Source organism: Sphingobacteriales bacterium (assembly GCA_016700115.1).
Taxonomy (GTDB): domain Bacteria; phylum Bacteroidota; class Bacteroidia; order Chitinophagales; family UBA2359; genus UBA2359.
On record CP064999.1, the window covers coordinates 434,369 to 446,633 of the forward strand.

Annotated in this window: 12 protein-coding genes; 9 read left to right on the forward strand and 3 right to left on the reverse strand. The window is 43.4% G+C overall.

Features of this window, described 5'->3' with window-relative positions:
• Positions 1-16: 16 nt before the first annotated feature.
• Together IPM47_01620 and IPM47_01625 are read right to left on the reverse strand one after the other, a co-directional pair.
• A complete protein-coding gene (locus IPM47_01620) occupies positions 17-712 on the reverse strand; it encodes a CoA transferase subunit A (GenBank protein QQS29677.1) in 696 nt (231 codons plus the stop codon).
• Between the two features lie 69 nt (positions 713-781).
• Entirely contained in the window at positions 782-3,031 is a 2,250-nt protein-coding gene (locus tag IPM47_01625; GenBank protein QQS29678.1) for a T9SS type A sorting domain-containing protein, read from the reverse strand.
• Positions 3,032-3,355: 324 nt separating this feature from the next.
• Here IPM47_01625 and guaB point away from each other — a divergent pair, with 324 nt between their 5' ends.
• The gene (gene guaB / locus IPM47_01630; GenBank protein ID QQS29679.1) at positions 3,356-4,813 is read left to right on the forward strand and encodes an IMP dehydrogenase; all 1,458 of its coding nucleotides are present in this window, start codon (positions 3,356-3,358) and stop codon (positions 4,811-4,813) included.
• A 143-nt stretch (positions 4,814-4,956) separates the two neighbouring features.
• On the opposite strand, the gene IPM47_01635 is transcribed toward guaB, so the two are convergent.
• Entirely contained in the window at positions 4,957-6,639 is a 1,683-nt protein-coding gene (locus tag IPM47_01635) for a T9SS type A sorting domain-containing protein (protein ID QQS29680.1), read from the reverse strand.
• Between the two features lie 875 nt (positions 6,640-7,514).
• Between IPM47_01635 and IPM47_01640 the strand changes: the two genes are divergently transcribed.
• The 8 genes from IPM47_01640 to IPM47_01675 all read left to right on the forward strand — a co-directional run bounded on the left by IPM47_01640 (position 7,515) and on the right by IPM47_01675 (position 12,157).
• Positions 7,515-7,940, forward strand: coding sequence for a DUF1801 domain-containing protein (locus tag IPM47_01640; GenBank protein ID QQS29681.1), 426 nt, complete (start codon positions 7,515-7,517; stop codon positions 7,938-7,940).
• A gap of 24 nt (positions 7,941-7,964) precedes the next feature.
• Positions 7,965-8,408, forward strand: a complete 444-nt coding sequence (locus IPM47_01645; protein ID QQS29682.1) for an SRPBCC domain-containing protein — start codon at positions 7,965-7,967, stop codon at positions 8,406-8,408.
• Between the two features lie 24 nt (positions 8,409-8,432).
• Positions 8,433-8,720 carry a hypothetical protein gene (locus IPM47_01650; GenBank protein ID QQS29683.1) on the forward strand — a complete coding sequence of 96 codons (288 nt, stop codon included), beginning with the start codon at positions 8,433-8,435 and terminating at the stop codon, positions 8,718-8,720.
• Positions 8,717-9,073 (forward strand): VOC family protein, encoded by a 357-nt coding sequence (locus IPM47_01655; protein ID QQS29684.1) that lies wholly within the window; start codon positions 8,717-8,719, stop codon positions 9,071-9,073. The genes IPM47_01650 and IPM47_01655 overlap by 4 nt, the downstream gene beginning before the upstream one ends.
• Positions 9,074-9,167: 94 nt before the next feature.
• Positions 9,168-9,689 carry an N-acetyltransferase gene (locus IPM47_01660; protein QQS31363.1) on the forward strand — a complete coding sequence of 174 codons (522 nt, stop codon included), beginning with the start codon at positions 9,168-9,170 and terminating at the stop codon, positions 9,687-9,689.
• Between the two features lie 46 nt (positions 9,690-9,735).
• On the forward strand, positions 9,736-10,665 hold the full coding sequence (locus IPM47_01665) for a hypothetical protein (GenBank protein ID QQS29685.1): 930 nt from the start codon (positions 9,736-9,738) through the stop codon (positions 10,663-10,665).
• 62 nt (positions 10,666-10,727) lie between these two features.
• A complete protein-coding gene (locus tag IPM47_01670; protein QQS29686.1) occupies positions 10,728-11,279 on the forward strand; it encodes a GNAT family N-acetyltransferase in 552 nt (183 codons plus the stop codon).
• Positions 11,267-12,157 carry an alpha/beta hydrolase gene (locus IPM47_01675; GenBank protein QQS29687.1) on the forward strand — a complete coding sequence of 297 codons (891 nt, stop codon included), beginning with the start codon at positions 11,267-11,269 and terminating at the stop codon, positions 12,155-12,157. Before IPM47_01670 ends, IPM47_01675 begins: the two co-directional genes overlap by 13 nt.
• The last annotated feature ends 108 nt before the right edge of the window (positions 12,158-12,265 follow it).

Genomic DNA, 12,265 nt, shown 5'->3' on the forward strand with positions numbered 1-12,265 from the left:
CTGCAAAATGATTGGGTTATGACTTGCGGACAGTGCGCTGTTCGATGCGCTTTTCATAGTTTGTTCCTTTGAAAATACGCTGCACGAAGATGCCCGGTGTGTGAATTTCGTTGGGGTCGAGTTCACCCGGAGCAACAAGTTCTTCTACTTCGGCAATGGTGATTTTTCCGGCCATTGCCATCATGGGGTTAAAGTTCCGGGCGGTAGCACGATAAACTAAGTTGCCCAAATAATCTCCTTTCCACGCTTTTACAATGGCAAAATCGGCTGTAAGCGCATGTTCGAGAATATAATTTCTGCCGTTAAACATTCTGATATCTTTTCCAATGGCAACCTCGGTGCCATAACCTGTTGCGGTAAAAAATGCAGGTATTCCGGCACCTCCTGCACGAATGCGCTCGGCGAGTGTCCCTTGCGGCACCAATTCAACCTCTAATTCTCCGGTAAGTACCTGTCTTTCAAACTCTGCATTTTCGCCCACATAAGATGAAATCATTTTTTTGATTTGGTGGGTTTTCAGCAAAAATCCCAAACCGAAATCATCCACTCCGGCGTTGTTGGAAATACATGTCAATTCATTGATGCCTTTGCGAACAAGGGAGGCAATGCAGTTTTCAGGAATGCCGCATAACCCAAAACCTCCCAACATCAGGGTAGAACCGGAAGGAATATCTGCTATGGCCTCATCTGCGTTTTTTACAATTTTATTCATTTTGCATGGTTTATTTAATATAAGCAACTGCTCATCTCGGTTTTTGAGCAAAGGCAAATATAATGCCTCTTATTGCTTAATCAACACTTTGGCGCTAAAGGTTTTGTCGCCGTCAATAATTTTAACAAAATACAGCCCGTCTGGAAGCACCGGCAGAGGAACTATCCCATCTATGATATTCAGATCAGGAAATAAAATCCGGTTCATGACCTCCTGACCGGTCAGGTTGTAGAGGCAAAATTGAACAGGGAGGTCATTTGCCGACCTGCCCGGTAAGGTGAAATGAAGTTGCTGCTTTGCCGGATTGGGGAAAAGATGGAATTGTTCCGCAGCTTCTGAATGAAGTAAATCCATACCAATAGGAAAATCTTCCGAAAACCAGTAAAGCCCGCCATTATAGGTGCCAACAACCATGTCTAAATAACCATCGTTGTTGAGGTCAGCAATGGCAGGACTTGAGCGGGTTCCGATATAGGCAGGCAGTTGGTTGTCCGTAAGTTTGGTGAATAACATACCGGAATCAAGGTTGTCTTCAATATCGGTATAGACATGGATTTTACCGCTTTCTGACCCCACCATCAGCAAAAACTGCCCTTCGTATTCAATCATTTGCGGTACTGAAAAACCGGTAGGCGAACCGATTTCTTTTACATCCACCCCTCCGAAAAAAGAATTGGTGGGAGATGCTGCATTATACACCGGATTGCCGGCTGTTCCGTTGTTTTGAAAATACCGCATTGCTCCGTTATGGTGTCCGATAATGAGATCTAACAATCCGTCTTTATTGATGTCAATCAGTTGGGGGGTGCTGTACTGAAACACGTCAATTCCCTGAAACTGCTCCTGAAACAAAATGAAATTTGCCGAGCCATCCGGCAAGGGATTGTTTTTAAAATAATGTAAGAAGCCGTCTTTGTCGCCCAGAATCATATCCTGATCTCCATCCCCGTCAAGGTCGCCAAATGTTGGGCTTATACCTAAACGAGGCAGGAGAAATTGCCCTGAAATGTTTGAAAAATTGTCAGTTACCCATTCAAAAACAGGCTGTTCGGGAGTTCCGGTATTTCGATACAGGGCTAAAGCTGTATTGAAATCATAAGATTCGTCCATATAGCCATAATTGGCAATCACGAGGTCCAACAGTCCATCGTTGTTATAATCAAAAAAGGCAGGATTTGCCAATCTGCTCACGTCAATCATGTCGCTGATGAGAAACCTGTCGGTTACATACTGGAACTGCTCGGTAGGGTTTCCGTTGTTTTGATAAAGTAAAGCACAACGGTAATGCTCTGATTGTGCTACCGTATTTGGCGAAACCAGCAGGTCTTTCTGTCCGTCATTGTTCACATCGAGATGGAAGGATGCGGGAAAAGTGTAAACAATAGCGGGAATACTGTATGCCGGAAACAAGGTGTCCTGTGCAATCATATTGGCATCCTGCGGGGTTCCTCCGTTGGTGAGCATGGTGATATTGCTGTAAGAAATATCGCCCAGCAGGATTTCCATGGCACCGTTTCCGGTTCCGGGCGGATCTAAATCTAACACCAGCAAGGTGGAACCGGGGTGAAGTCCGTCTTTTTCCTGATCGCCGGCATTGTCGGGTGCAGCATAACCCTCAATACAGCCAACCTCCAAATCTATGGTGGTGGTAATCCCTGATTCATAAAAATTGCCCCAGCAATGGGTATTAAGTTCAAATTGCATATCGCCGCAGGGGGTGCCGTTTTCCACACTCAGGTTTTGGTAAAAATAGACATGCCCCCCGATTGGTCCGAATGAAAGAATATCGGGGTCGCCGTCATAGTCAACATCTACAATAGCGGGAATATCATATATGGCGACATATATCTTTTCATTATCGGGTTGAAATGTTAGCTGTGGATGTATCAATGTAAAAGTCAGTTTGTTTTCTGAGTCATACTGACCGGCATAAACAGTGATTCCATCTGTTACAGAGGACGTATAAATATCTGAAATGCCATCGCAATCGGCATCTGCAAGCAGCATCCAGTTGCGAACCGGCGGGAAATTTTGCTGGAATTCGGAACGATAGACATAATCGGATTGATTCGGAGTTCCGTTGTTTATAAAGGTCAGCACCAAATCGCCGCTGCGGTCAAAGATGATTAAATCCGGAATGTCGTCATTATTCAGGTCGGCTTCCGAAAACTGTGGATTGTTTAGCCCTCCTGTCCAGGGATATTTGAGTGCTAATCCGCTTTTAAACACCGGCACATCGGTGCGGCGGTAAAATGGGTTTTGCGCATGAACAGAATGGGACCCTAAAATGAACAGGAATACTAAAAGAAAACAGCGCATAAGATGGATCTTTGGAAGTAAGCCGATAATATCTTTCGCATTTTGGTCTGCAAGTTAGGGAAATACCGGTAATTGCGGAAAACCCATACCGGTATTTGAGGCAAAATAAGAACCCGGAATTTACCCGGTTTACCATAAGAAAATGCGATTGACTATTGAATAACGAAAGCCATAGACTTAGGGTTGTCTTTCAGGCAAACCGGAATCAAAAGACAATGCGATTGTTATCCAACCATTCATTTCTTTGTCCATTTCAAGAAAAAGAGCGTATATATTTGCATACGGCCGTTTTTTGTTGGAAATTTGCGTGCAAACTTTTTGCAAATGCACAAACTCATTCAGGAAGGGCTAACCTTCGACGATGTATTGCTTATCCCCGGGTATTCTGAAATTCTGCCCAAAGATGTTACCGTAAACACACAACTTACCTCTACCATTCATTTAAACATTCCGTTATTAAGTGCCGGAATGGACACTGTTACCGAATCGGCGATGGCCATTGCCATGGCACGACAGGGGGGTATCGGCATTATTCACAAAAATATGACCGAAGAACAGCAGGCCGAAGAAGTAGATCGGGTAAAACGCTCACAGAATGTGGTCATCAGCAACCCGTTCCACCTGTCTCCCGATAAACTGGTGTCAGAAGCCAACGACCTCATGGCAAAATACAAAATATCGGGTGTTCCTGTAACCGAAAACGGGCGATTGGTGGGGATTATCACTAACCGCGATATCCGGTTTGAAACCGATCATTCCAAAACCATCCGCGAGGTGATGACCTCCGAAAACCTGGTGACTGCTCCAATCAACACCAACTTAGAGCAGGCACAGGAAATTCTGATGCGCTATAAAATCGAAAAGCTGCCTCTGGTAGATGAGAATCAACAACTTTGCGGGCTGATTACCATTAAAGACATCGAAAAAGCCATCCGTTTTCCCAATGCCGCCAAAGACAACAAAGGCCGGCTACTTTCAGGTGCTGCGGTTGGCACCGGCCCCGATACGATGGACAGAGTTTCAGCCCTTTACCATGCAAAGGTAGATGTGATTGTGGTGGATACTGCTCATGGCCATTCGAAAGGGGTGATTGATACGGTTCGGCAAATTAAAAAAACTTTTCCCGACCTACAACTGATTGCAGGTAATGTCGCCACAGGCGAAGGAACTGAAGCGCTGATTAAGGCCGGTGCCGATGCTATCAAAGTCGGAATAGGTCCCGGGTCTATCTGCACCACCCGCGTCATTGCCGGGGTTGGAGTGCCTCAAATCAGTGCCATTTATAACTGTGCTCAATCGGCTAAACCATATAACATTCCAATTATTGCAGACGGCGGCATAAAATATTCGGGCGATATTGTCAAGGCTCTTGCAGCCGGTGCTCATACCTGTATGCTCGGAAGTCTGTTTGCCGGCTGTGACGAAAGCCCGGGAGCTACCGAACTCTACCATGGACGGCGCTATAAAGTCTATCGCGGTATGGGCTCTATTGGCGCGATGAAACGAGGCAGCAAAGACCGGTATTTTCAGGAGGATGTTCAAAAATTAGTGCCCGAAGGCATTGAAGGCAGGGTAGCCTATAACGGTCCGCTTGCCGATACCGTTTATCAACTCATCGGTGGTTTAAGGGCCGGAATGGGCTATTGCGGGGTCGCTTCTTTGGTCGCACTTCGTCAGTATGCTCAATTTATGCGTATTACTTCGGCAGGGCTGCGCGAAAGCCACCCGCACGATGTACAGATAACCAAAGAAGCCCCAAATTATACTGCCGAAATCAGGTAACGCAGTTTCAGAGTACTATCAATCCTCCGACTTTTCTTTTACAATCTGCTTGAAAAGCAAGGAATACAAACACGCAACCCTGCCGGTTTTCTCAAATCAGGCAGGGTTGCTGCAATAAAGATTGCGTTAAAAAAAACCGAATATTATCTGACTACTGATATTTTCGCCCGCTTCACATCGCCATGTTGGGTTTGCAAAACAAGCATATAAACACCCGAAGGAAGTTGCTGTACGCTGAACGGCAGGCTATACTGAACAGAAGCAGCTATCGGTCCATCAAAAACGGAAACTGCTTTGCTTCCATCCAATGCATACAAATTGATAACTGCTTTGTCCGTTTCGGTGGGTGTAAAACGGACGGTTATTTCGTTAGCAGCAGGATTGAAGTTTGCCCGAAATCCATTAATGGAGGATGGATTGGAAATATCATTGACAGACACTCCTCCTCCAATAGTGAGGTTAAAAGCAAACACCGGTGATCCGGAATTGTCGGCATATTCCCCTCTGCTGTCGCTCACTCTAAATTCAAAAACATCCTCTAAGGCTTCGGTATCGGTATTTTCATAAGTAAGCAGCCCGTTTTGCAAATCGGCCAAGGTGAAACTGTCTGAGCCGGAAAGTTGAACACCATCTAAACGCAAAACCCCTGAATTAAACGAAAGCGGATTGGTATCATTAAAATCAAACACCACATTTTGGGGGTTTGCGGGCAACTCCTCATCATCATGTACATTCAGAATATCGGTGGTAATCGGCATTGTTTCACCCGGTTCAACCTGAAGAGTGTCGTTGACCAAAACCTCCGGGTTCAGGTTTTCCCAATAAAACCCTTTGTTGATTGAATAAAAGGCACAGTCGCAGGTTTTGTCGGGGATGGCTTCATAAAAATCTAAAAAAGGCTCAAACGGCCCATCGTAGTCGAACGAGGCAGTGATGATGCTATGAGCATTCAAAACATCGGTACTGTTGTCAAACTTGGCCAACCCTCCCAACTCTTCCGACAAACCCAGAGTAGTCGGGTCTATACAAGTGTAAGGGGTTACGCCGTCCGCCTTAGTCAGGGTTTCGGTATATTTTAGGTAAACAGTCAGGTCGCCGCTTACTGTATTGGTTATAGAAACGCCTCTGTGCACCAAAATCCCTGCTTCGAGGTCGCTATCTGCCGGAGAGAAGGTAAAGTTTTCTTCCCCGGAATAAGAACTCCCGTCTAAAGAGGTTCGAATCCATATATCCCCATCAGAACCGACCACAGTGCCCCTGTAAGTATCGGTTCTTTCGGCTTGTTCTACTACTGAAAAAGTAACTGAGGTGCCGCTTGAACGCCCGATACAATTATTCCCCTGAGGGCAAGGATTGGAGAAACTTAAAACAAGTTCTCCATAAGTGGGGTAGGTTGGACCATATAGACCGACTCCGGGACCTTTGAAGTTTAGGGTATAAGTAGGGCTGCCGGAGGCGTTGGTGTTAAAAACCAAACTTGCCGAACTTTGTTGGGTAAACTGGGTGGGCGGCGTATATATCAGGTCAAACGGAGATTGCCCGTTAGGTTCTATGCTCAGTGTGGTTAACCCTGAAATGGTGAAGTGGGTGAGGTTCGCTCCTTCCAGAAAAAAACTGTTAATCACCAATGTTTCTGTTCCGGTGTTTCTAATCAAAAAACTCAGGGTAGGTGTTGCCGATGCAGCAGTCGGAAAATGAACGGTCTGACCTTCAGGAACTACTTTCATCCATCCGGTCGAATTATTTACCTGTTCAATCTGTATGGTCTGAGCCTTTAAGCTGACAACCATCAAAAAAGCAATCGCAAATCGTAAAAATTGTTTCATTTTTAATTATTAAAGAGGTTTTAGAAATGGCAAAACACTTATGTTTTTGGTTAGGAAAAATCCGAGCTTAACAACACCGGTTAATCAAAATTGTTTCCCTAAAAACATATATAGTTAAAACACAAAGATAAGAAAACCCCTCCTTTTTTTTGCAGGTTAATGACCACAAATCTTGTTATTGGCTCTGTTTAAATCACGCTAAAGGTATGAATACAAACGGGTTTTTCAGGACAACTCCTGGATTTTTGCGCCCGTAAATTCATCCTTGAATTAAGTTTTTTTTGCCTCTGCAACAACGTATTGCACCCCTGCAACAACCCAATGCACCCCTGCATTGACTTCAAGTACCTGTGCAAAGGGTTAATGCACCCCTGCAATGACTTGCTGTGCCTCTGCAAAAGGGCATTGCACCCCTGCAAAAAAGTAAAGTGCCCCTGCATAGGGTCTTTGCACCTTTGCAATAACTTAAAGTGCCCCTGCAAAGGGTCAATGCACCCCTGCAATGACTCAATGTGCCTCTGCAAAGACTTATTGCACCCCTGCATTGGCTTGTTGTGCCCCTGCATTAAATAAATGTCAACCTACTTTTGGGGTTCGATCTGTCAATTCTTACTACAACGGATTTATAAACCATTTCCGGTTTCTTGTTGCAAGAATTTGGGAATTGAACCAATCGAAGGTGGACTGTCTGAAAAACCGGCTAAAAATCGAGTCTGTTACAAAATCACCCTTAGGTGCAGGTTTATTTTTGGCAAACTGCGGATGTTAAACAAGTTTGTTTATTTTTGAGGGGTGGAAAAAATCAAACCCAACTATTTGGAATTGGTTTGAAGAAACATCATTGCAGAAGAATAACTTTTGAAAATCTATTTAAGATGGCAAAAAACAAAACTATCGAAACCGAAAAAGATGTGTACGAATTTATCCACGAATTTGCCGACACAGAACAGAAGCGAAAAGACAGCTATGAAATATTAGAACTGATGAAATCGGTTTCAGGCTATGAACCCAAAATGTGGGGACCCTCAATAATCGGTTTTGGCACTTATCACTATAAATACAAAAGCGGACATGAAGGAGATGCCCCTATACTTGGTTTTTCCCCCCGAAAATCCGCAATTTCGCTGTATGTATATACCGGACTCGATGAACATGAACATCTTCTGGAGGGGCTTGGCAAGTTTAAAATAGGTAAAGTTTGTATTTACGTCAACAAACTGTCTGATATCAAGATTGATAAGCTGACCCGGATGATGAAAGAAACCATCCAATTTATCAACACAAGGTATGGACAACCCTGATTTTTTCACCTTAAACTTTAAGCTATGTTAACACTCGATTACCGCATCCAAATCAATACCACCCCAGAAAAAGTCTGGACTGCTCTCTGGGACTTCGAACATTACAAAACATGGACCCGCCCTTTTTGCGAAGGAAGTTATTTTAAAACAGATGGTTTCAAACAAGGAAACCGAATCCATTTTCTCGTACCGGAAGGGGAAGGGTTGTATGCCGTCATTGATAAAGTTGAGCCGGAAAAGTATATGGCTTTCAGGCATTTGGGTTCGGTCGAAAATTTTGAAGAACTACCTCCCGAAAAAGAACCACAACCGTGGCCGGAAATGATGGAAATTTACCGCCTCTCTCCCAACGAAAACGGCACCGAAGTATGGGTCAGTGTTGATACTTTGGAAACTTATGCCAGTTCAATCGGTGAAAAATTTCCTTTGGCTTTATCCGAATTGAAAACTATAGCCGAAAACCTGTAATCCACCAAAAGTCTAACCCCAAAGATGAAAACCGAAGAAAAAATCCTTACCCTGCACCCACAAGGTAAAAAAGGGGTAAATATCTCATTAAAAAAATATTTGGTAATCAAAGAGTTTATTTTGAACCTGCTTCAAAATGAACAGGAAATCACGTTTGAAAAAATGATTGCTCTTGCCGAAAATGAACTATCCGCCACTTTTGATGGAAAGGTAGGGTGGTATGTCGTTTCGGTTAAACTCGATTTGGAAGCCAGAAAAATTATTGAAAGAATACCCAAAACCAGCCCGCATAAACTAAAACTTTGCCAATGATTACCGCCATCATTCCGAAACTACCCGCTATTGACCTGAATGAAACAGCACAATATTACCAAAAGCATTTTCAGACCTCAATTATTGGACTTTATGAAGACTATTTGCTGATTAAGTTTAATGATGACCTCGAACTACATTTTTACTTGAATAGAAATTTGGACGTAAAAACAAACCCGGGCATGGTTTATGTCAGGGTTTCTGCCAATATCGAAGTGCTTTACGACCAGTTAACCGAAAGTGGTGCGACATTCCCAAAACTTGGAAGTCTGAAAAAGAAACCCTGGGGTTTGCAGGAATTTTCCATCATTGACCCCAATCACAATCTGCTGACATTCGGGCAGCGATTTTGAAAAACAGGAACTAAATTCCATGGTTCTTTAACTTCTGATGGTAGCCTTTTAATATAAATTGATGGTCTTGCACCCAAAAAAATCCAATGTAAAGATGCAGGTAGTTGTCCGAACCGAAGAAACCGCCGATTATGCAGCAGTTTTTGCGTTGAATGTTTCGGCTTTTGAACAACAAAACGAAGCCGTTCTGGTCAATGCTTTGAGAAACAGCGATGCCTTCATACCCGGACTTTCATTGGTCGCTACTGTTGATAACAATATAGCCGGACATATTCTGTTCAGCAAAATCATCATCAAATCCGGCAGCGGGGAAATTTTTGGCAGTCTTTCCTTAGCCCCAATGGCTGTACTGCCTGAACTGCAAAACCAAGGTATTGGAAGCATGTTAGTCCGCAATGGACTACAAAAAGCGGCTGAACTGGGTTTCGAATCGGTCATTGTGTTGGGGCACGAAAACTATTACCCCCGGTTTGGATTTTTGCCTGCAAAAAAATGGGGCATCACGGCTCCGTTTGATGTGCCCGACAATGTATTTTTGGGAATTGAACTCGTTCCAAACGGGCTAACTCATGTTTCTGGTACCGTCATTTACCCAAAAGAATTTGATGAAGTATAGAAACCCGGCTATTTGCCAAATTGAACACTAACCTTCACAAACAAATATGAGCGACAAAGAAATCATTTCCTGGCTACTCGAAGGCGATGTATCCATTCAATACCAAACTTACCGCGACCTCTTAGATACCGAAAAACCTGAACTTCAGAAAAGAATTGAAACTGAAGGCTGGGGGCTGCAATTTCTCAAACAAAGAAATACAAATGGTCATTGGGGAAAGGGATTTTACCAACCAAAATGGATCTCTTCACATTACACTTTGCTGGATTTAAAATATCTCGGAATTTCACCCGGCAACCAACCCGCAGGTCAAACCATTCAAATCATTCTCCAAAACTCCAAAGGCAATGATGGCGGTATTACTGCTTCACACTCAGGTAGGCCGAGCGATGTGTGTATCAATGGCATGTTTTTAAACTATGCCTGTTACTTTCGCGCTAATGAAACTGCCCTACACTCTGTCGTTGACTTTTTACTTGCTCAAAAAATGAATGACGGAGGTTTTAACTGTCAATCCAATCAACAAGGATGTGTTCACAGTTCTCTGCACACCACCTTGTCAGTATTGGAAGGCATCCACGAATACGAAAAAAACGGCTATACATACCGACTCAAGGAATTGAAACAGTCCGAATCAACCTCCCGGGAATTTATCCTGATGCACCACTTATTCAAATCCGATAAAACCGGTAAAATCATTAACCCCAATTTTTTGAAACTGCGATATCCGGGTCGTTGGTTCTACAACGTTTTAAAAGCAATGGACTATTTCCAGTCAGCGAAAACTCCTTATGATAAGCGTATGGACGAAGCCATAGCATATCTGTTCGAAAAAAGGACAAAAGAAGGATTTTGGAAGCTGACCTCCGGACATTCCGGGTTAGTTCATTTTGAAATGGAACAGGCCGGAAAACCGAGTCGTTGGAACACTTTAAGGGCAATGAGAGTGCTGAAGCAATATCAAAGGGTCGGATAACCACTATAAAAGACCCAAGGCTAAAGTTTAACAATTACCCTTGTCATTTAAACTGCCTGTATATGCTGATCTATGCAGAAACTGAACGGTTAATTTTAAGAGAACTATTGCCCAGTGACGCGCAAAGTATATTTGAACTCGACTCCGACCCCGAAGTACACCGTTACTTAGGTGGCGGCTTAGCCCAAAACATTGGTCAAAGCAGACAATACATTGATGAAATCAGAAGGGACTATTTAACAAAAGGAATTGGCCGATGGGCAGTCATTGAAAAAACAAGTCTTTGTTTTGCCGGATGGGCAGGTCTTAAACTGGAAACTAAGACCGTCAACCTGCATACCCATTTTTATGATTTGGGATTTCGACTGGCCACCAGTTTTTGGGGAAAAGGGTATGCAACTGAAGCGGCGATAGCTGCGCTAAACCAAGGATTTGAAAAATTAAATATCTCCGAAATTTTTGCAGATGCAGATCATAACAATGTCCGTTCAAAAAGGGTGTTGGAAAAGGCAGGGCTTAAACTTATTGAATCCTTTGACGATGAAGGTTATAAAGTAGATTGGTACAAAATCACCAAACAAGAATGGCAAACCAGGAATCCGTGGCATATTTAAACCCAACAACCGGCGTGCAATCTGCCAATGTTAACGGCATGATGCTGCATTGGCTTGAAAAAGGCCGGGGTGAGCCGGTGATTTTGATACCCGGAGCTATTGGTGATTACCGTTCATGGAGTTATCAGACGGAGGAGTTCGCCCAATTTTTCAGGGTAATCTCTTTGAGTCGCCGGTATCAGTTTCCGGAAAAATATCCCAAAGGCGGGAGTAGTTCCATAGCCGATAACTGCACCGATTTATTGGAGTTGTTCCGGCATTTAAACCTTGAAAAAGCTACGCTCGTTGGTCATTCTTACGGAGGGTATATTGCCTTAGCTTTTGCAGAAAAATATCCCGAAAAAGTAAACAAGTTGGTGTTGATAGAACCAAGTGTATTTGGATTTATCACCAATAGCCCCTATAATCCTTTCAAGTTAATTCCGCTTGCCCAAAAAGATTTAGCTGCAGCAGTCTCAATGGTGCGTTCAGGTTTTAAAGGAGTTTTCCCGTGCAGGTTCTACCTGAAAACAGGGCAATATGACAAAGCAAAACTTGCCGTTATGGAAGGTCTGACCGGGCATAAAGTAAGTTTGGACGATATAAACGGGTTATTGCGTCAAACTTTGGAAGACAATATCCTCACTTTTGAGGGCGACAGCCGCAATGCTTTTGACTATCCACTGACAAAGGAAAAATTGAAGGCTATACCTATTCGAACATTGCTATTGGCAAGCCGGCAATCCCCACGTTGGTTTGGTTATATCTGCCGTGAGTTGCGACAGTTTCTGCCCAATTCCGAACTGATTTTTATGGATTCCCCAACCCATTGGCTTCATCTCGACCTCCCCGGTGAATTTAATCAAATTGTCATCCGGTTTTTATCCACAAATAAATAACCGACTCCAATTTTCAAAGAAAACCGGTCAGGCTTGCAGAAAAACTAAAATGTAAGCACAAAAAATATCTTTTTGGAACAAATTGAAAGATTATGACTAATTTCGTAA